Below are 20,892 nucleotides of genomic sequence, written 5' to 3' on the forward strand. Positions count from 1 at the left end.
TCCTTTGCACCAAATTTGCTTGGTGACAATAGCGTTTTGGACCCACCTGACTCCATGCCGAACTCAGTAGTGAAACGAAACAGCGCCGATGATAGTGTAGCATTTGCTATGTGAAAGTAGGACATTACCAGGCTTCAAATAAGAGAAACCCGTTACAGCAATGTAACGGGTTTTTTGCTATCTGGGGTTTAGTAAATAGCCCATGCTTAATTCAGTAGTGAAACCAAAGCTTCGACCGATGATAGTGTAGCATTGGCTATGTGGCTCTCGAGCGCTGTGGGCACTACGACATCACCAGGCTTCAAATTGTAGAGAGCCCGACTAGCAATAGTCGGGCTTTTTTACGTCTGAAGAAAAGTAAAATATGCATAATTAATACACATTCAACCAGTGTTGGGCAAGCGCAGCGACTCCCAACGCTAAAAGCTAAAGTCAGGTCAATTAGTCGAGAGATATGGTTCATCTATTATCAATTTATTTTATAAAGTCTTTTAACTTTATTGCTAATTATCAAACCTTCTTTTTGCAATTACACTAGCTCCATCTTGTATTTACATACTTACATCACGACGGGGAAGAGCATGTCTCATCAAATCATTAAAGACTTACATAATCGCTATACTGCGAAGAAATATGATTCTGCTAAGCGTATTTCAGCAGATGATTTGGAAGTAATAAAAGAAGCTATTCGTCTGTCTGCTTCTTCAATTAACTCTCAACCTTGGAAATTTGTTCTAGTAGAAAGTGAAGAAGGTAAGAACCGTTTACACGATACATTTGCTAATAAGCACCAGTTTAATCAACACCATGCTAAAGAGGCATCTCACACGCTTTTACTTGCTTATGACCCTGAGTTCACTAAAGAGAAGTTTTCGAAGCGTGTTGACGTAGAGGTAAGCTCAGGCCACCTACCAGCAGATATGCGTGATAACTTTATGGGTGCATATGCATTTGCTGAAATGAACACAGATGAAAATGGTTACAACGGTAGTTGGACTAAAGCGCAAGTTTATTTAGCGCTAGGTAATATAATGCATACTCTAGCGCGTTTAAACATAGCTTCTACACCTATGGAGGGTGTAGACCCAGACTTAATTGGTGAAAAGTTTAGCGCTGAGCTTGATGGACACATTTGTGAAGTTGCGCTTGCTATGGGTTACCCGCTTGAAGAGGAAGACTGGAACCATGGCTTACCTAAGGCTCGTTTAGCTGTAGGAGATATTATTACTACGGTATAACTTACTGTTATAAATAATTAGCCGGGAATATTCTCGGCTTCTTTGTTTTTAAAATAAGCCATATGCTGCATTTTCTTGAACGCCTTCTTGTGCTGCGCGTACAGGGCTAAAAATGGCGCTTGGATCAATTAAAACACTGTGCTTTTCGGCTAGCTTTATTAAACCGCGCATCATATTTTTAGTTTGCGGGTCTATATCAAAACCAACCTCTGTTAGCTTATCCAAAGGCTTAATATCTTCTTTTTTGTAATCTACGTTATCCTCTACTTTATCTACTAACAGCCCTACATGTGGAGTTGAGCCATCTTTAGTGGTAAAGACTATGATAGGTTTATAGTCGAGTGTAATTTGCTCTTTTGCAGCCTCAAATAATCGATTTAGTTGCATTAAGATATTTTGCTTAATATTGATTATATATTTACTGACCTGTTTTTTATTGTCATCGCTACTAGCTTCAGCTGCTTTATCCATGGTCTGTAGCAGTGACTTGAATGGCTGGTCAAATTTTTCCATTATGGCTTGCAAGTCTTCATTATCTGTTTGGAACTCTTGATAAAACACTTCAAAGTTATGTAATTGAGTACTGTTTGTTGAGATGGCTGTATTGTTTTTTGTCAGGCTTTTTTCAAGATGAGTAAACCAAACCTCAAGTGACTCTTGCCACTTGCGAAGTTGCTCTAAGGCGTGCTTATTACTTTGCTCTGTAGAATTACCGTTTAGAATAATCCCTAAATCAAATACCGGAGTAGGCGTTTCCATATAGTCTTTAACGCCAATAAAGCTTTTATTATTATTTGGCAGAGTAGTGAGGTCGTTGTTAAAACGCTCTGTGAGTAATATATCGAGAATTTTAAGTGAAATTGTTTTGCAGCCAACTTTAAAGTTTATTAATTCCATGCCTTTAACTTTATTTACCTATTAATGCTTAAAGGATAGAACAAAATAAATAAATAGCTTATAGAGTTACGATTTTTAAAAGTAGGATTACTTAAATTGTGCAATCAGTGATTTAAAAGCACTAGAGAGGCTATTATCTAACTGTTTTTTACCCGTTAAAGAAAACTGCTTTAATAATTGCTCATCGCTGTAATTTTGCAGCACACTTTGAATAATAAGCTGTTTATGAGGAGTGTTTAACTTTCTTACATTTGAAGGCGCTTTATTTATGGTATGCCAAACTACGGCTGATACCGAAAACCTATTTAAGCTTTTATCTCTAAATTGCGTTAGTTGAAAAAGCGCATGTGGTGTAAGTGGCTCATCTGAAAAACTATTGAGTAATATACTGACAAGCTGCCAATGAATGGTTTTAAAGTGAGTTAAAAGTCCGTACATAAATTCATTTTGAAATTGTTTGCTTAGACCGTCTAATTTATTACAGCCATCATGTAATGGTTTGATCACTAATACTGAATGCTCAGCAGTGCTTTTATCTTTTTTAAATCCTAGTTTTACAGGTACAAACCCCTCGCTTTGCCAAAAATTGAGTAAGGGAGCCGTAGCTCCAAAACTTGCGCCAAAAAATTTGCACTGTGGCTTTAGCTTTAATTCGCAATAGCCAATTAGTGCTTTCCCGAGCCCTAAATTGTGAGCGCTAGGATCTACGGCTATACGCACTACGCGGGCACTTAGCTGGGTTAAAAAGTCAGCGCTGAAGCTAAGTTGTGCAAGCGTTTGCGCCATTAAATGACCTTGTGGTCGACGCTCTCCTGAAATAACTAGCTCTGCTAAATCAGTATCGATATTACCTTCAATAGCTATTAAGCAAACTGCTACTAAGCGGTTGTGCTCTTCACTAATAAATATTCGTTGTGCAGGCGCATCAAGCAGGTGTCGTAAATCGTTAACGCTACTTTGATAGTGTGCTTGGGCAAGTAATGCAATAACCTGCCTAAGTAGCAGCTCATCATTAATTAATGATTGCTGGCTAATTTCACGGTGTGTTAAAGCAGATATATCGGCACAATTGGTTTCGCTAAATTGAGCGTCTAATGCCAATAGTGTACGTATATGCTGCTCAAGAGGATCGTGTTTGGCAAATCGCAGTGGCTCGTCAAGCGTAACTACTTTTGCTGCTTTATAATGTGCTTTAACGTACTTGCTAAAGCGAATTGTATAACCTCGTCCATTGCCCTCGTAGCCTACAAGTGTGCTTGCAAATACAACTTTTGGATAATGCGTTAATATTTTTAATAATAGAGGCACTGGTATTGCTGCAGCTTCGTCAACAAGTAATAAATCACATTCGGGTAAACTATTGAGTAAGGCATCTGGCGGCATATAAGATAAGTTAGCCAACTGCTTTTGTGTGGGGTCGTAATTTACATTTAGTGCATTTGCTAAATGTTTAAAACTTGAATGTGTTGCACTGAATTGAGTGGCGCAAAGAATTATTTTTTTATCGCTAAGTTGTGCTGCACTAAGCCCAAGCGCTGCTGATTTACCTCGCCCGCGATCTGCATTTATCAAGAGAGGTCTATTTGCTCTTCCATTCGCTACTTTTACTATTTGCTCAACACAGTTTTGCTGTGGCTGATAATTAATAGTATTGCTCGGTGAAGGCTTAATATTACTTGTTACTCCGTTTAGCTCACTAAAATGTAAAGCGGGCAGAGAATGAATAATAGAGCTAAAACGTTTATTAAATAAGCTTTGTGAAGTGTTATGCCCGAAAGACTCAATGCTAGCTAAAGCAGGGTCGGGCCAAGTATCGAGCGAATTAAGCGTTGGCAGCATTAAAAATAAAATTCCGCCAGCTTTAACAGTACCTGCGAGCGCTGCTAATTTATCTGGATGTAGGCCACTAAAACCATCGTAAACAGCATCGTTAAACTCTTTACCCAATATTTGATGATTATGAGAGGGCCAAATGGCATTTTTTAAAGTCTCTGATTTAGATAACGCAGCTGTATTGTCGTTATTTATAAAAGAGTTAACTAAGTTATAGCACCAAGCAGAGTTGCCTGTAATAAGCACTAGCTGGCGATGGTTTGCACCAGCTAGTTGCTGAGTTAGTTTTGTAACTAACTCTTTATACAGCTTGAAGTCGTGCATATGCGGTTACTAGCCATTTACTGCCAAGGTCGTCAAAGTTTACTTGCACACGCGATTGCGCGCCGCTACCTTCGTAATTAAGCACAGTCCCTATACCAAACTTAGCGTGTAGTACGCGCTGACCTAAGTTAAACCCGCTTTCTTCAAATACAGCATGGCTTACTGAGGCACTAAAACGCCCCGCAGCTGGCGGGCGCGACACTTGCGTTTTAATACGAATTTCTTCTACGCAGTCTTCTGGTATTTCACGTAAAAAGCGTGAAGGACTGTGGTATTTTTCTTGACCGTATAAACGGCGACTTTCGGCGTGGCTTATGTATAGTTTTTCCATTGCGCGGGTCATACCTACGTAACAAAGACGTCGCTCTTCTTCTAAGCGTCCTGTTTCTTCATTACTTTGCTGTGAAGGGAACATGCCTTCTTCAACACCCACCATAAACACAAGCGGAAACTCTAAGCCTTTAGCTGAGTGAAGGGTCATCATTTGTACCGCGTCTTCGTGCTCATCAGCTTGGCCTTCACCAGATTCAAGCGATGTATAAGCTAAAAACCCTTGAAGTGGCGAACTAAACTCTTCTTCTTCAGGGAGTTCGTACTGATCGCAGGCACTAATAAGCTCTTCTAAGTTCTCTACGCGGGCACGGCCTTTTTCGCCTTTTTCAGCTTGGTACATAGCCATAAGACCAGAGGTTTGAATAGCGTATTTAGCTTGTTCGTGCAGTGTAAGGTCACTAATTTTGTCCTCTATGTGCTCAACCAGCTCTACAAATTTAGATACTGCACCTGCCGCGCGGCCAGATAAATGCTGTTGCTCAACAATAGCTTTAGCTGCGTACCAAAGCGGGAGTGATTCAGCCCGTGCACAATCACGTATATGACTTAATGTTTTATCGCCAATACCACGCGCAGGGGTGTTAATAACGCGCTCAAATGCGGCGTCGTCTTGGCGATTACCTACTAAGCGTAAGTACGATAGCGCATCTTTAATTTCTTGACGCTCGAAGAATCGCATACCACCGTAAATACGGTACTTTAAGCCTTCTTGTAGCATGGCTTCCTCGAGTACACGAGATTGCGCGTTGCTACGGTATAAAATGGCGGCGTCTTGCAATGCATTACCGGCATTTAACCAGCTACGTAATTTGCTGCTTACAAAGCGGGCTTCGTCTAATTCGTTAAACGCTGCATAAATTGATATAGGCTCGCCTTCATTACCATCGGTCCATAAGCTTTTACCCATGCGTTCTGAGTTATTTTTTATAAGCGCATTAGATGCTTTTAGGATGGTTGCAGTTGAGCGGTAGTTTTGCTCAAGGCGAATAGTCTCGGCGTCAAAGTCAGTTAAAAAACGTTTTATATTTTCTATTTTAGCGCCGCGCCAACCATAGATACTTTGGTCGTCGTCGCCCACAATCATAATGCTTTGTGTATCGCCTGCGAGTAGCTTTAACCATGCGTACTGAATGGTATTGGTATCTTGAAACTCGTCTACCAGCATGTGCGCAAAGCGCTGTTGGTAATGGCGAAGTAGTGTAGGGTTATTTTTAAGCACCTCATAGCTACGTAGCAGTATTTCAGCAAAATCGACTAAACCAGCGCGGTCACACGCTTCTTGATACGCGGCATATACACGCAGCATCATTTGCTCATTTATATCGTAAGCTTGAATATCTTTAGGGCGAAGAGCTTCGTCTTTTTTAGCGCTTATGTACCAGCCAAATTGTTTAGCTGGCCATTTTTTATCATCAATATTCATTGATTTTAATAAGCGCTTGATCATTCTTAGCTGATCGTCAGAGTCTAATATTTGAAAGGCTTCTGGCAGGTTTGCTTCTCGGTGATGAGCGCGCAAAATACGGTGTGATAAGCCATGGAAAGTACCAATCCACATGCCACCGACAGGTGCTTTTAAGGTTTCTTCTACTCGAGAGCGCATTTCTTTAGCGGCTTTATTGGTAAAAGTAACCGCAAAAATACTATAAGCAGAGGCTTGCTCTACCTGCATTAACCACGCAATACGATGAACCAGCACTCGTGTTTTACCAGACCCAGCACCTGCTAATACCAGCATGTTTTGTAGTGGGGCTGCAACGGCATCGCGTTGTTTGTCATTTAAGCCATCGAGTAATTCAGAAACGTCCATCGTTACGCCTTTTCAATCAATAATGAAGGCAGTATAACAGGTGTTTTTGTTAGGCTAAATAAAATACTGTTTTTATGAACAGCTATTCTAAAAATAGTGTCTAAAACCAATTAGCTGGCTAGTTTTTAGCATGTATAAATAACTAAATTTAAGAATAAAAATAATCAAATTGACCTATATTTAGTAAAAAATACTAAAGTATTTATTTAGTATTAATTTAACTATTTGATTTTTAAGATTTAATAAATTGGCATAAAGTGTGATAGTAAGTAAATAACTAAAATTTAAAATTAATTAACTACAGAGGTGAGTATGGCTGATCAAGGTTCTGGCGGTAATGTAATTGCAGCGTTGTGTAATATCTTTTTTCCTGGTTTAGGGCAACTAGTTCAAGGGCGTATTTTATCCGCTATATTTTTTGCGCTAGCGATTATAATTAGTTATGCGCTTATATATGTATTAGTAGGCTTTGTACTTGTGCCAATTATTTACTTATGGTCGATTATAGACGCAGCACGCTACCGCTCACGAAGTTAGGTATTTAACGTTTTATAAAAATAGCGCCCTAGTGCGCTATTTTGCTTTTTAGAGTCGGCGTTTAAGCTAATTTACGGGTATAATCGCGTTATTAGCGTTTAAAAAGTAACAGTTATGGAATATCAATTTATACGTGACCCTATTAGTGGCTTACGCATTAAAATAAGCAGCGAGCACGCAATAATTGGCCGTTGGTTAAATGAAGAGATTGGCAAAGACAAAGTAGCCATGGTGCAAGCGCTTATTACCTCGGTAAAAACAAGCTACGAGCCAGTTACCCTAAAAGGCCAGGAGATCGATTTAATACTCTCTAAAGACGAAGCCTTATTCGAAGCGCATGCCCTGCATCAAGACAGCGAAGATCTGGTAGCCTACCAAGATGATGATTTAATGCTTGAAGAAAACGGCTTAAGCAGCGGCTGTGGCTTTGAGGATTTTATTGATTTAATTGAGTCGTGGGCTGAATTTAGCGGATCAAAGTAAAACCAAATTTATTAAAATAGTGCAGATGCATTACGCTTTTTTTATCTGTACTATTACACTAATCAAAAACGTCAGGAATGAATATGTCTGCCAATTTAAAAAAGCTAGTAGTCATGCTAGAAATGCAAAATGCCATGAATACTAAGGTTCATGATCAATGGTTTAGCCAAGGATTTGAATGGTACAGAGCCATTTGGGTCGAATGTGCAGAAATGTTAGATCATTACGGCTGGAAGTGGTGGAAAAAACAAACGCCCGATACAGAGCAAGTAATTTTAGAATTGGTTGATATTTTTCACTTTGGTTTGTCGCTAAGAATAGACGGCACTACAAGTTATGAAGAGTTAGCTAAGCAATTAGAGCAGCAACTTAATGCGCCTGAGCAAGCTGATGACTTTAAACAAACACTTGAAATGTTAGCAGCATCAGCAGTTGCTGATAAAACCTTTAACGCCGCTGCATTTGCAGGCTGTATGGTGCAAATCGGTATGAATATAGACGATTTATACCGTGGCTACGTAGGTAAAAATACCTTAAACTTCTTCCGCCAAGATCATGGTTATAAAGATGGTAGCTATATTAAAGTGTGGAACGGCCAAGAAGATAACGAACATTTAGTTGAAGTAGTTAAAAGCCTTGATACCGAACATGCTGATTTTGCAAAGTTAGTATACCAAGGCCTAGAAGCGCGTTACCCAAAAAGCTAATTATCCAAAGTTCAGGTTAATTATATAATAGTGCGGTAGTCGGTAACGTTTAAGTAATCGGCTATTTCATTATGTGGTTGCTGGCTATCTGGGTTAGCAACCGCAAGTAAATGCTCAATGCCGTATTCTCTTGCGGCATTTAACACCTGCACGCTGTCATCTACAAACAGGGTACGGTGTTTATTAAACCCTAAGTCTTTTTGTACCTCATGCCATAAACTTTGCTGCTCTTTACTCACTCCGTATTGGTGAGTCGATACCACACCATCTAAATAATTATCTATGGCGGTATGCTCAAATTTAAGCATGACGTTTTCTGGGTGGGCGTTAGTTAATAGTATTAACTCTTTACCTGCTTTTTTTAGCTCTGTTAAAAAATGAGGCACATCTTCACGCACTTGTATTAGATGCTGTGTTTGGCGCTTTAACTCCATAATAGGCAAATTAAGTTGCTCTTCCCAGTAGTCTAAGCAATACCATTGTATTTGGCCGCTTACCGCCTGATAGCGTTTGTGCATATCGGCTTTTGCTTCATCAACGGTTATATTACGAGTAAGCGCAAGCTGCTCAGGAACAACATTAAGCCAAAAATGACTATCGAAATGTAAATCGAGTAATGTTCCGTCCATATCGAGTAAAACGGTATCGATTTTTGACCAATTTAGCATGGGCTTTTCCTTGTGAAAAGTTTATGATTAAGCACAACTGCCATGATAGCAAAATAACGCCAATGACACAGAAAAAGCACCCAACTCCACCCCAAATTATCAGCAATGATGTCGTCGCTAAAAGCCGTCTATTCACTGTTGAGTCTTTAGAGCTTAAATTTTCTAATAACGAAGAGCGCCAGTACGAGCGTATTCGCGGCGGTGGCCGAGGGGCAGTGATGATTGTGCCTATTACTGCCGATAACGAAATGCTGCTGGTACGTGAGTATTGCGCTGGTACAAACGACTATCAGTTAGGGTTTCCTAAAGGGTTAATAGACCCGGGCGAAACACCCCAGCAAGCAGCGAACAGAGAGCTTAAAGAAGAAGTTGGCTTTGGCGCTGAGTTTTTTGAGCCGCTTAAAGTGGTGTCTATGGCGCCAAGTTATTTTAACGCCACTATGCATATTTTGTTTGCCAAGCAGCTATATCCGCAAACTTTGCCTGGTGATGAACCAGAGCCACTGGTGGTTGTTAAGTGGCCATTAACAGATTGGCAGTCATTATTAGAGCAAGAAGATTTTACCGAAGCACGCAGTGTTGCAGCTTTGCTATTATTAAATAAGTATTTAGCGTCTGGAGCTGCCAATGAATAAATTATTAGAGCCATGTATTGAATTAGCCCAATGTGCTGGTGATGCCATTATGTCTATTTATAAAAAAGACGATATTGGCAAACAAGAAAAGTCTGATAACACACCAGTAACCAAGGCAGATCTTGCTGCTAACGATGTACTTGTTGCTGGTTTAAAAGCCCTAGCGCCTGATATTCCTATTATGTCGGAAGAAACACCTATTCCTGCATTAGCAGACAGACAGCATTGGCAGCGTTATTGGTTACTAGATCCTATGGATGGTACTGGTGAATTTATTTTAGAAAGTGGTGACTTTGCCGTAAATATTGCGCTTATTGAAAATAATCATCCTGTTTTAGGTGTGATTCATTGGCCAGCAAAAGGTATTACTTATTTTGCTTCAGCAAGCAATGGGGCATTTAAGCGTGAAAATGGCAACGACACTAAAATGTCGGTGGCAACGCCTGACAACTTAACGCTTGCAGTTAGTCGTAGGCAAAAAATTGAGGCAGTAAGTCAGTACTTAAATACTCAGTTTGCCACTATCGCCGTTGGCTCGTGTTCGTTAAAGGCGTGCATTGTTGCAGAGGGTAAAGCCGATTGCTTTTTAAGAATTGGTCCAACTGGTGAGTGGGATACCGGTGCATCGCAGGTTATTGTAGAAGAGGCGGGCGGTTGTATTACCGACGCGGAGTTTAATCCACTTACTTATAACCAGCGCGAGAGCACAGAAAATCCAGATTTTATTGTTATGGGACACCCCGATTGGGAGTTTCAAAAAATGATAAGTCCACACCAAAGATTGAGCGCAGAATAGCGCTTTGATTGCTTTTTGTTCAGTTGAACGGTTTTAAGTAGTTAAAGCCTTGCATTATAAGTTTATTCCTATATAGTAGCGCTCTCTTCAAAGCTGGCTCGTGATTAACACGATACTGCTTAAAAGAAATTACAGGCGCGGGATGGAGCAGCCTGGTAGCTCGTCGGGCTCATAACCCGAAGGTCGTCGGTTCAAATCCGGCTCCCGCAACCAATTTCCTGTATAGGATTGAGGTTACTGTAAAGCTCTAACTTAAGAGATGAAACTAAGTAGTCGATAGACTTAAAATATACAGGCGCGGGATGGAGCAGCCTGGTAGCTCGTCGGGCTCATAACCCGAAGGTCGTCGGTTCAAATCCGGCTCCCGCAACCAATTTTTTATAAAGATTGGCAGCCACGTTGTAATGTAAGCAACGCTAAATAAGTATGCATATTTCAGGCGCGGGATGGAGCAGCCTGGTAGCTCGTCGGGCTCATAACCCGAAGGTCGTCGGTTCAAATCCGGCTCCCGCAACCACTGAAATAAAAATGAAACGACACGCTTAAAGCGTGTTTTTTTATGTCTGAAATTCAGTGAAATGGATAGCTCGTCGGTCTCAGCTCTCCATAAGCCAGCAAAGGTCGTCGGTTCAAATCCGGCTCCCGCTACCACTGAAATAAAAATGAAACGACACGCTTAAAGCGTGTTTTTTTATGCCTGAAATTCAGTGAAACGGATAGCTCGTCGGTCTCAGCTCTCCATAACCCAGTAAAGGTCGTCTGTTCAAATCCGGCTCCCGCAACCAACTGAAATAAAAAGTTAGAATGAATCGACACTCTATATGAGTGTTTTTTTATGCCTGAAATTCAGTGGAATGAATAGCTCGTCAGTCTCAGCTCTCCATTAGCCAGCAAAGGTCGTCGGTTCAAATCCGGCTCCCGCAACCACTGAAATAAAAATGAAACGACACGCTTAAAGCGTGTTTTTTTATGCCTAAAATTTAGTACGTTTATGTTTGTCTCATAACTCTAAGTTCGTCTTCATTGCGTGAGGCACTTAACTTTAATGAGCCCATACCTCCAGATATACCCTTCAAAAATGTTATAAACTTCTTAAAATAAATCGTTATTACTTAAAACTTTGTTTGGTTTGTGTTAAAACGGCACAAATATTTTTGAGTTGTTACTAGCATGACTGAACTTTACCACTGGTTTGATTTAATTGGCATTGCCGTGTTTGCTGTTACTGGCACGTTGGTAGCGCACGAAAAGAAAATGGATGGCTTTGGGGTAGTGGTATTAGCGACCGTGGCTGCCATTGGTGGTGGTACAGTGCGTGACGTAATTTTAAATGTCCCCGTTTTTTGGCTACACGATCAAAGTTTTTTTTATGCTATTTTGGCTGCGGTATTCATTACTTCTAGGCTGATTAATAAGCAAAAATCGATTCCACATTACACGTTACAAATTGCTGACGCGTTTGGCTTAGCTTTTTTTGCAGTAATGGGCACTCAAAAAGCATTACTGGCAGGTATGCCGCATATGACTGCTATTATTATGGGGGTTATTACGGGCTGTTTTGGCGGTATGATCCGCGATGTACTGGCGCGCGAAATTCCTATGCTGTTAAAAGGTGAGCTATACGCTATTACCTGTATAGCGGGCGGTATTGTTTATACACTTGGGATTTATTTTGGATTAGCAACTGAATCGGCTATGGTGTTAGCGATGCTAACCACTTTATCGCTACGTATTGCCGCGATTAAATGGCAAATCACAGTACACGTTTTTAATTATCCTGACTAAACTGGTGTAATCACACCATTTACTAGGATAAGGAATGTCGTTAGCTCGCATCTATTCTCGTGCCCAAGTGGGCATTAATGCTCCTGAAGTTATTGTAGAAGTTCACCTAGGAAATGGCTTACCGGCTTTTCATATTGTTGGCCTCCCAGAAGCATCCGTTAAAGAGTCGAAAGATAGAGTACGCAGTGCACTTGAGAACTCTCAATTTGGCTTTCCTGATCAGCGAATTACTGTAAATTTAGCGCCTGCCGATTTACCTAAAGATGGCGGCCGGTTTGATTTAGCTATTGCAGTAGGTATTTTAGTGGCCTCTGGCCAGATTGTTTGTCCTGATATTCATAAATATGAATTTTATGGCGAGCTTGCCCTTAATGGTGAAGTGCGTGGGGTTAACGCTATTTTGCCCTCGGTACTTGCTGCAAAAGAGCAAGACCGCTGCTGTTTTTTACCTTTTGCAAACGACAGCTTAGCTAGTTTGGTTAATGGTGTTAAACGCAAAGCTGTTAGCTCTTTACAGGAGGTATGGGGAGATTTACTTAATCAGCAGCCTTTACCACTAAATATAGAATATCCCGATTGCACACAAGCTCCCGACTTTTTACTCGATTTAAGTGATGTTAAAGGTCAGCCCGGCGCTAAGCGGGTATTAGAAATTGCAGCTGCTGGCGGGCATAATTTACTTTTTTTAGGCCCACCTGGAACGGGTAAGTCGATGCTTGCTCAGAGAATGGCTACAATTATGCCAACCATGTCGGATGATGAAGCAATATCAACGGCGGCACTTTATTCGATTATTGGTCAATCCATAGACTTAACTAATTGGCGGCAAAGGCCTTTTCGTAATCCACATCATACGTGCTCGGCCGTTGCTTTAGTGGGGGGATCTTCAAACCCTAAGCCGGGTGAAATTTCGTTGGCACATAACGGCGTTTTGTTTCTAGATGAGTTACCTGAGTTTGAAAGAAAAGTTCTGGATTCACTGCGAGAACCAATGGAAACCGGTACGGTTACTATTTCACGAGCAGCTAGGCAAATGGAGTTTCCGGCGCAGTTTCAGCTCATTACCGCATTAAACCCTAGCCCTACAGGTAGCCATACAGATAAACGTGCTACGCCCGATCAGGTAATGCGTTATTTATCCCGAGTATCAGGCCCTTTTATTGACCGTATAGATTTACAAATTGAGCTGCCGCGCTTAACAAGTGTAGAGTTGCAAAGCACCAAACCAGAAGAAAGCAGTGCACAAGTTAGAGCAAGAGTTGAGGCGGCTTATTACATTCAGTTAAAGCGACAAGGCAAAGTAAATGCGCGGCTTAATAATAAAGAAATGAATGTGCATTGTGAGCTTGCCTCCCCAGAGCTGCAATTTTTAGCCAGAGCGAGTGAGAAGCTGTCGTTATCGCCACGTTCTTATCATAGAGTAATAAAAGTGGCGCGTACTATTAGTGACTTAAAAGGGGCTGAAAACATTAGTTTAGATGAGCTAAAAGAAGCATTAAATTATCGCGCTTTTGAACGACTTCTAGCGCAGTTAGCTAAATAACCTGAGCTACGTTTAAGATAAATTTATTCCAAAATCAGGTTATATATTGAATGCTTTATAGCGACAGCATGTAGCCTTTACCGCGTACAGTAACAATGCGCTTTTGATCTTTTTCATCGTTAAGCTTTTTGCGTAAACGGCCAATTAAAACATCAACGGTACGATCGTTTGGACTCCAGTCGGGCTGGCCAATTTCTTCAGATATTTTTTCACGCGAGGTGGCTTTACCTGCATTACTAATTAAACAAATAAGCACTTTGTGTTCGGCTTCGGTTAATCGTGACTCCACACCTGCGGCAGTAATAAGGGTGCGGTTATCTGGATGTAATTTAAAGTCGGCGTATTCTATAAACTCTTCGCTTTCATCGTCTTCTTGCGTTACTGCAACACGTTTGTATAAAGCGCGCATACGTAGCTCAAGCTCTAATAAATCGACGGGTTTGCATATGTAGTCATCGGCACCTTGGGCAAGACCAGCAATACGATCAGCCTGCGAGTCTCTACTTGATAGTACAATAACGCCTATATCAGTGAGTGTATTCAGCTCTTTAGCAAGTTGAAGGCCATCGCGCTTTGGTAAAACAATATCAATTATGGCTAACGAAAAAGCGCTGCGCAGGTTTACTCGTTGCCTAACAATGCTAAGTGCATCGGCACCAGTGGGATCAACCTCAATTGTAAACTCAGTTTCTGCGAAGTGATTTTGGATGCGTTTAACGAGTAGCTCGTCATCTTCAACCAATAAAACATTAATAGCCATAGTACTTTATTTTGAGTGTTTATAGCTCTGTATGGTAGCACCATTAACTAAATGCTGAGAAGGGGGTTTGTAAGTTTTAGGTAACTTAATATGTCAAAGGCATGTAGGGTGTTACGTAAGGATTAAATTAGCACCTTTAAACTAATTAAAAGGTGCTAAATATTTAAAATAACTTATAAATTAGTCTTTTGAATACATTGAATCCCACCATTGGGGTTCGTCTTTTAGCTTTTTATCAAAATAGGCTAGCATAGTATTCCACCAATCAAATCGCTTATCGCGAGCAAAAATTTGATGGTTGGCGCCTTTGTACTCAATAAGCTCTACATCTTTGTTTAAAAGTTTTAAGGCGGTGTACATTGTTAAGCTTTCGCCAACCGGTACGTTAGTGTCGCTGTCGCCGTGAAGGAGTAACATAGGGGTGGTTACTTTATCTGCATGAAATACTGGGCTGTGGTCGCTATATAACTTAGTATTATTCCACGGGAAGCTATTTTTAGAGGCTTCGCCTGAGTATAAGTATCCCCACCAACCTTCGCCCCAATATGAGGTTAAGTTTGAAATACCTGCATGAGCAATTGATGCGCTAAATATATCAGTTTTAGTTGCCAGCAGCATAGTCATAAAGCCACCGTAAGACGCGCCTAAATTACCAACTTTATTGCTATCTACATATGGGTATTTATTTAAAAATGCATGCGTGCCTTCAATAATATCGTTAGCTGTATAGTCACCCCATGCATTTACATGTTGGGCTGAAAACTTTTGTCCAAAGCCAGTTGCGCCCGTAGGTTGTATTACATACACAACGTAACCATTTGCAGCCCACAAGTTAAATGGGTAGCGCCCTGTAAAACCACGAGTAACAGGTGATGTGCCACCGTAATAATAAACGAGTGCAGGGTGTTTTTTTGATTTATCTAAATTACTAGGTATATAAACACGGCCAGTTATTTCTACGCCATCTTTATTGGTAAAGTTAAACTCTTCAAGGCTTGGTATTTGTGTATTTGTATATGCAAGCGGCTTTGAATCCCAGACTAGTTCCGATTTGTTTTTGCTTATATTTAAACGTTTAAGTTGCTGTGGTGATGAAGCTGTTGTGCCGCTTAAAAGTACTTCTGTATTTCTATCGTGTGAGTAACTAAATTGCTCAACTATATCTAGCCCTGTATTTAGCTTTTTAAAACGTTGTTTGCTTAAATCAAATAAATAAAGAGGCTGAGTGTCTTGCTCGGTGACTTTTATTAGTGCATCGCCGTTATCAAGTACATGTAGCTGGCCAATGGCAGGATTAAATTGTTTGCTGAGTGCTTTTACATTTTTACCATTATCGGTAAGTAAATAAAGTTGGCCATCGTAATTATTGGCAAGCATATTTTTAGGTAAAGTACGGCCAGCGCCATTTTTAAAATCTGGGCCAGCGACTACATATACATCTTTATTTGCATATTTAGCTTGGTTAAATGTTTTAAACTTACCGAGAGAACTTAACTTGTTTGATTTTATATCAAGCTCCACAAGCTCTGTTTCTGGGTGTGTTGATGCTTGCATGGCCATAACAGAATGACTCATTAAAACTTTGCCGCGGTTGCTGTTTATATCTTCAAGGCTATACGAAATAGGCCCTTGGCTTAGTGCTTTAATTAAGCTGCTTTTAGTATCGAGCATATAAACATGGCTTTTTGTGCGTGCGTACGACCAACGATCTTGCAGACCTTTATAATGCTTAGTTAAGCTGTGGTTTTCGTCGGCAGATTTAGACCAGCTAAAAACAATGCTGTTAGTGTTATAAAAGGTAAAATTGCTAGCTCCTTCTAAACCTTCAGCAAGGGTTTTTATAGAGAAGTTGTTACGGTTTAATTGCTTAAGCTCACCATTTAATAAGTACACTAAATATTGGTTATCTGGGCTCCAAATAATGTTACTGGGTTGGCCCGATTCAAATCGATAAAGTGTTTCGTTATTGTCGTTTTTAAGTTCGGTAATTGTAGTTGCTTGATTTGCGGTTTTATCACTGTAAGTGCGTGTTACTGTAATATATTGCTTAGCATTGGGCGCAATAGTTAGGCTGCTGATAGTAGGTGCATCGAATAACTGTTTGGCTGATAAGCGCTTTTGCTGTGATGTACTAAGCGTAATTTTGTCGATGTCAGTTTTTGGTACAAAGTCGAGACTAACTTCGTTCCAATTAGCGACTTGTTGCGCTACTAAAATAGCAGTATGAGAGCCGTTGGTGAGCGCAAGTTTATAGCTGTTTTTATCGCCTTTTTGTAGTTCACCATTAATAAATAGTTGGCCTTGCTCTAACCCTTTTAAGGTAAGGGTACCTTGGCTAAAGCGGGTGGTTTCAATATTAAATTTAAGCGCTTGTAAGCCACCTAAAGTGAGTGCATTTATTTTATTAAATGGCTGCCAACTCTGCTTTTTACCAAATACCGACAAACTAGTTGAATTAGCTTGCAACTGTGGCAGTAAATTATTAACTATAGCGTTGCCGTGTGGCGTTTGAAAAGGCTTTAATTGCATATCTTCGGCAAGTGGGCCTATAAATTGTATTTTTGATTTATCGAGCGGGGCAGCCATGACCGTGAAACTCAAACTACTTAACGTAAAAATGCTAGCAGCTTGTTTTAATAATTTATTTTGTTTGTACCAAGGTGAGCTAAATTTCATGTTTGTGCCTATTATTATTTGGTAATTTGGCCAAATATAGCATGTATTGTTACCATGCTCATACGTTCAACGCATCGGAGAAAAAGTGACCTTACTGATTATTTATATGGTGGTTGCCATAGTTATTTCATTTTTGTGCTCGGTTATGGAAGCTGTACTGCTAAGTATTTCGCCAAGTTATGTTGCTTTACTTCGTAAAAATCAGCCTGCGCTTGCTAAGCAGCTTGAAAAACTTAAAAACAATATAGATCAGCCATTAGCTGCAATTTTAACGCTTAATACAGTAGCGCATACTGCTGGTGCTGCTGGTGTGGGGGCACAAGCTGCCGTTGTTTTCTCAGATGCTGCAGTGGGCATTGCCTCAGCTATTATGACCCTATTAGTGTTAGTGCTTTCTGAAATTATACCTAAAACATTGGGTGCTAATTATTGGCGAGCATTAACACCCAGCGTTACTTACTCTTTGCGCTTTTTAGTTATTTTACTAAAACCTTTTGTATGGTGTGCCCAAAAATTAACTAATTTAATGGGCTCTAAGCACGATGAAGCTTATTACATTCGCCAAGAAATAGAAGCCATGGCAGATATTGGTACAGAGTCGGGGGCGCTTCATGAGGATGAATCTGAAATTATTCGTAATTTGCTGCACTTTAGGCATGCTAAATTGTGTGATTTAATGACGCCGCGAACCGTACTTTTTAAAATCCATAAAGATTTAACCGTAAATCAGTATTTAAATGAGCATGGCTCATCATCCTTTTCTCGTGTATTGGTATTTGATAAAGACGCCGATGACATTGTAGGCTTTGTGCATAAAAACGATATTATGCTGGCGCATCATCGATTAGGTACCGATTGCAAAATAAGTAAATTAATTAAGCCAATTCACACCGTGCCTGAGGGGCATAATGTATCGTCTTTATTGCAAACATTACTTACACAGCGCACACATATTTGCTTAATTGTGGATGAGTATGGTGATGTACAAGGCATTGTTACACTAGAGGATATGATAGAAGCATTAATGGGGCTCGAAATTGTTGATGAGCGAGACCAATCTACTAATATGCGTATGGTTGCAAAGCAGCGTTGGCGACAACGCTTGGCAAACAGCGGCCATATAGTCAGTGATGAAGATAAACACACCCGAGGCGATAATTAACTGCTCGAGCGTGTTTAACTTTAATGTTATGAGTGGGGCGTTTCAGTCCATTCTTTAGCCCACGATACAAACTCTTCTTTAGGTTTGGGGCGGCTAAATAAAAAGCCTTGAATAGCTAAGTTTCTGCGGTAGTGCTTCAAATAGGCTAGCTCTTCAGGGCGCTCAACACCTTCGGCAACTAAATCTAAATGCTCACCGCTTGTTATATTAATTAAAGAGCTAACGACTACCTGAGAAAAAAGGTCAGTTTCTATATTACTAATAAGTGAGCGGTCTATTTTTATTTCTGTAAATGGTAAGCTTCTTAACTGATTCATATTGGTAAAACCTACACCAAAATCATCAAGTGAAATACCAAAGCCATGCATACGCAATCTGTTTAATGTTTCTAATTGGGCAAGGCTTGATAGGGCATGTTGCTCTGTTATTTCAATAATGACATTGCTAGGTGTGAGCTGGTTTAACTGCAAAATAAGAAGCAACTTATTAGGGCAATTTAAGTCGTCAAGCTGAGTTGGAGATAAGTTAAATGCTAGTTTTAAGCTGTGTCCAAGCTGATTTTTTATATTTTCAAAGTCGCTGGTGGCTTTTTCAAATAATGAGAATGTAATTTGATTTATTAAATCCTGCTCCTCAGCAAGGCTAATGAATCGGTTAGGCATTATTACACTGCCATCTTCTTTTGAAACAATACGGGCTAGTACTTCAATACTTTCTATAATATTGGTTTCAGCGTTTACCTTGGGTTGATAGTAAGGTGTGATTTCATCGTTTTCTAATGCTTTAATTAGCTCAATTTTTGTAATAGCAGGTTCTTTAGTTAAAGTGTGGCTATTAAGGTGTGCAATTTTATGCAGCAAATTACCTACTTGGCTTAGTTGCACCGGTTTAGGAATATTACCGATTAGGTGGGCGTTGTGCTGTTTAGCAAGGTTTGCAGCTAAGCTAATTACTTTATGATCCATCTCTGAAACAATAATAATTCCGCCTTGGTAATTTAACTCTCCTAAGTGGCGTATTAATTCCATGCCGTCCATCTCAGGCATATTTAGATCAGTAAAAATGGCGTCATAATAGCTTGGTTCAGCCTGTACTTTTGCTAAAGCGTCTTTAGCACTTAGGCAAGTAGTGATAGTTTCAGATAGCCCTAATTCTTTAAGAATGGCTTCCATAACAATTAAAATAGCCATTGAATCATCAACTACTAAAATATTCGGCACTATTTTTTTCATTGTTATCCTTTCCAATAGTGAATCTAAAAATTTGGTTACTATAAAAGTAGTACTGAGAGCTGCATTTGTCAGTATTTATAATCTTATTTTTATTTAGGGCGTGTTGATCTTTGATGGTTGAATTTGCAGCAGTGTGTTTGGTTTTTAGGCAAGGCGGAGCCTATGAAGTGTGGTTACTCCCCATAAATAGGCGATAACGCAGCATAAATGCCAAACATGCGCTGCCCTTCGGGTTCTGCCTAGGGGCGATAAACTCTTTGTTACTCGGTTTTTACTTAGCCCACTAGGTTACAAACCTCGCGCCGCGATTTAATCGCCCCTAGATTGAACAAATTTCAATCCGCAAAGTTCAACACGCCCTAGAGTAATTAAATAACCTATAACCTAGCCCTCTCGTGTTTTTAAGTTGAACAGGTATACTAGCTGCATTGTTTTAAACGGTCATAAAGATGATAAAAATAGACTTAATGCTAGCCGAACAGCCTTTTACAATAATGTTTTCGGGGCAACAAATAGTACAAATATTTCATAATCAACAAGCAATCTCTTTTGACAACCCTCGAGAGAATTATTATCAATTTAATTTAGATAACAAGCTTATTGGGATCGACAGTACAGAGGTAAATAATCAATCAATTTCGTTATTTGTTGATGATGTATTTGCTACTCAACTTGCATTACCTGCACCGGTAAATAACACACCTAAAAAAGGCTTTTTAGGACTGGCGGCACTGGGCTTTAAGTTATTTAAAAGTGCAAAAGTAATTAAGGTGGCGCTAGCGGGGGCATCAGTTGCTGGCTATGCGTGGCTATTTAGCATTGAATTTGCGCTGATGCTTATTGCGTGTTTAGTAGTACATGAATATGGGCACGTAAGAGCCATGAAATACTTTGGCATAAAAACCAAAGGTATTTACCTTATTCCCTTTGTAGGCGGGCTTGCTGTAAGCGACGATAAAATAACAACTCGCTGGCAAGATGTGGTTATATCACTAATGGGTCCTGCATTTGGCTTATTCACCTCTGTACTGGGTGTGGTTTTGTATTACGCCACTGAAATGGATATATTTGCAGGTGTTGCGGTATTAAGCGCACTGCTTAACTTATTTAACCTACTACCCATTTTACCCCTTGATGGCGGGCATGTATTAAAAAGTATCAGCTTTTCAATGCGCTCTTGGGTTGGTTTAAGTGTGTGTTTACTCGGTGTGTTATTTGGCTTATGGCTTAGTTATACATTTGGTTTAATGTTACTGGTATTCTTTTTGTTTGTAGGCGCACTGGAAATTGTATTTGAATGGCGAGGCCGTCATTACTCGCATTTATTGCCGCTTGATAAATACGGCCAAGGCTTTTCAGCCGCTATGTACGCTATTGTAGTTGCAGGCCATGTGGCAGTGATGATGCATTTTGCAGACTCTGAAAACCCAATACTTAGCCTACCGATGACGATTTTATCGAGCTAACGATTGT

Annotated in this window: 17 protein-coding genes, 3 tRNA genes and 1 rRNA gene; 14 read left to right on the forward strand and 7 right to left on the reverse strand. The window is 40.1% G+C overall.

Annotated features, from left to right (window positions below):
- The first annotated feature begins 18 nt into the window (after positions 1–18).
- Positions 19–133, forward strand: a 5S ribosomal RNA gene (gene rrf, locus ATS74_RS12195).
- 448 nt (positions 134–581) lie between these two features.
- Positions 582–1,238: a nitroreductase family protein gene (locus ATS74_RS12200; RefSeq protein ID WP_058549178.1), complete on the forward strand. Its 657-nt coding sequence runs from the start codon at positions 582–584 to the stop codon at positions 1,236–1,238.
- A gap of 48 nt (positions 1,239–1,286) precedes the next feature.
- Here the strand turns inward: ATS74_RS12200 and ATS74_RS12205 are convergent, their stop codons facing one another.
- From ATS74_RS12205 to uvrD, 3 genes are all read right to left on the reverse strand, one after another.
- Entirely contained in the window at positions 1,287–2,135 is an 849-nt protein-coding gene (locus tag ATS74_RS12205) for a hypothetical protein (protein WP_058549179.1), read from the reverse strand.
- Positions 2,136–2,222: 87 nt separating this feature from the next.
- The gene (locus ATS74_RS12210) at positions 2,223–4,292 is read right to left on the reverse strand and encodes a GNAT family N-acetyltransferase (protein ID WP_058549180.1); all 2,070 of its coding nucleotides are present in this window, start codon (positions 4,290–4,292) and stop codon (positions 2,223–2,225) included.
- Positions 4,270–6,435: a DNA helicase II gene (gene uvrD / locus ATS74_RS12215; RefSeq protein ID WP_058549181.1), complete on the reverse strand. Its 2,166-nt coding sequence runs from the start codon at positions 6,433–6,435 to the stop codon at positions 4,270–4,272. Before uvrD ends, ATS74_RS12210 begins: the two co-directional genes overlap by 23 nt.
- Positions 6,436–6,747: 312 nt before the next feature.
- Between uvrD and ATS74_RS12220 the strand changes: the two genes are divergently transcribed.
- The 3 genes from ATS74_RS12220 (at position 6,748) to ATS74_RS12230 (ending at position 8,162) form a co-directional block, all read left to right on the forward strand.
- Positions 6,748–6,972 (forward strand): hypothetical protein, encoded by a 225-nt coding sequence (locus ATS74_RS12220; protein ID WP_058549182.1) that lies wholly within the window; start codon positions 6,748–6,750, stop codon positions 6,970–6,972.
- A 114-nt stretch (positions 6,973–7,086) separates the two neighbouring features.
- Positions 7,087–7,455 carry a YacL family protein gene (locus ATS74_RS12225; RefSeq protein WP_058549183.1) on the forward strand — a complete coding sequence of 123 codons (369 nt, stop codon included), beginning with the start codon at positions 7,087–7,089 and terminating at the stop codon, positions 7,453–7,455.
- Positions 7,456–7,538: 83 nt separating this feature from the next.
- A complete protein-coding gene (locus tag ATS74_RS12230; protein ID WP_058549184.1) occupies positions 7,539–8,162 on the forward strand; it encodes a dUTP diphosphatase in 624 nt (207 codons plus the stop codon).
- Positions 8,163–8,182: 20 nt separating this feature from the next.
- Here the strand turns inward: ATS74_RS12230 and yrfG are convergent, their stop codons facing one another.
- Positions 8,183–8,830 carry a GMP/IMP nucleotidase gene (yrfG, locus tag ATS74_RS12235; protein ID WP_058549185.1) on the reverse strand — a complete coding sequence of 216 codons (648 nt, stop codon included), beginning with the start codon at positions 8,828–8,830 and terminating at the stop codon, positions 8,183–8,185.
- Positions 8,831–8,892: 62 nt separating this feature from the next.
- On the opposite strand from yrfG, the gene nudE reads away from it, so the two are divergent.
- The 7 genes from nudE (at position 8,893) to ATS74_RS12270 (ending at position 13,589) form a co-directional block, all read left to right on the forward strand.
- Positions 8,893–9,465 (forward strand): ADP compounds hydrolase NudE, encoded by a 573-nt coding sequence (nudE, locus tag ATS74_RS12240; protein ID WP_058549551.1) that lies wholly within the window; start codon positions 8,893–8,895, stop codon positions 9,463–9,465.
- Complete coding sequence (gene cysQ / locus ATS74_RS12245; RefSeq protein WP_058549186.1) at positions 9,458–10,261, forward strand: 3'(2'),5'-bisphosphate nucleotidase CysQ; 804 nt, start codon at positions 9,458–9,460, stop codon at positions 10,259–10,261. The genes nudE and cysQ overlap by 8 nt, the downstream gene beginning before the upstream one ends.
- Before the next feature lie 136 nt (positions 10,262–10,397).
- A tRNA-Met gene (locus ATS74_RS12250) sits at positions 10,398–10,474 on the forward strand.
- 83 nt (positions 10,475–10,557) lie between these two features.
- Positions 10,558–10,634, forward strand: a tRNA-Met gene (locus ATS74_RS12255).
- A 67-nt stretch (positions 10,635–10,701) separates the two neighbouring features.
- Positions 10,702–10,778, forward strand: a tRNA-Met gene (locus tag ATS74_RS12260).
- A gap of 653 nt (positions 10,779–11,431) precedes the next feature.
- On the forward strand, positions 11,432–12,046 hold the full coding sequence (locus ATS74_RS12265) for a trimeric intracellular cation channel family protein (protein WP_058549187.1): 615 nt from the start codon (positions 11,432–11,434) through the stop codon (positions 12,044–12,046).
- A gap of 34 nt (positions 12,047–12,080) precedes the next feature.
- Entirely contained in the window at positions 12,081–13,589 is a 1,509-nt protein-coding gene (locus ATS74_RS12270; RefSeq protein WP_058549188.1) for a YifB family Mg chelatase-like AAA ATPase, read from the forward strand.
- 55 nt (positions 13,590–13,644) lie between these two features.
- Here the strand turns inward: ATS74_RS12270 and ATS74_RS12275 are convergent, their stop codons facing one another.
- A complete protein-coding gene (locus ATS74_RS12275; protein ID WP_058549189.1) occupies positions 13,645–14,349 on the reverse strand; it encodes a response regulator transcription factor in 705 nt (234 codons plus the stop codon).
- 180 nt (positions 14,350–14,529) lie between these two features.
- Positions 14,530–17,025 carry an alpha/beta hydrolase family protein gene (locus tag ATS74_RS12280; protein ID WP_058549190.1) on the reverse strand — a complete coding sequence of 832 codons (2,496 nt, stop codon included), beginning with the start codon at positions 17,023–17,025 and terminating at the stop codon, positions 14,530–14,532.
- An 85-nt stretch (positions 17,026–17,110) separates the two neighbouring features.
- On the opposite strand from ATS74_RS12280, the gene ATS74_RS12285 reads away from it, so the two are divergent.
- Positions 17,111–18,187, forward strand: a complete 1,077-nt coding sequence (locus tag ATS74_RS12285) for a hemolysin family protein (protein WP_058549191.1) — start codon at positions 17,111–17,113, stop codon at positions 18,185–18,187.
- A 26-nt stretch (positions 18,188–18,213) separates the two neighbouring features.
- On the opposite strand, the gene ATS74_RS12290 is transcribed toward ATS74_RS12285, so the two are convergent.
- Complete coding sequence (locus ATS74_RS12290; protein ID WP_058549192.1) at positions 18,214–19,419, reverse strand: EAL domain-containing response regulator; 1,206 nt, start codon at positions 19,417–19,419, stop codon at positions 18,214–18,216.
- Between the two features lie 449 nt (positions 19,420–19,868).
- Between ATS74_RS12290 and ATS74_RS12295 the strand changes: the two genes are divergently transcribed.
- Positions 19,869–20,885, forward strand: coding sequence for a metalloprotease (locus ATS74_RS12295; protein ID WP_058549193.1), 1,017 nt, complete (start codon positions 19,869–19,871; stop codon positions 20,883–20,885).
- Positions 20,886–20,892 lie beyond the last annotated feature (7 nt).

Source organism: Pseudoalteromonas sp. H103, from assembly GCF_001469205.1.
GTDB lineage: Bacteria > Pseudomonadota > Gammaproteobacteria > Enterobacterales > Alteromonadaceae > Pseudoalteromonas > Pseudoalteromonas carrageenovora.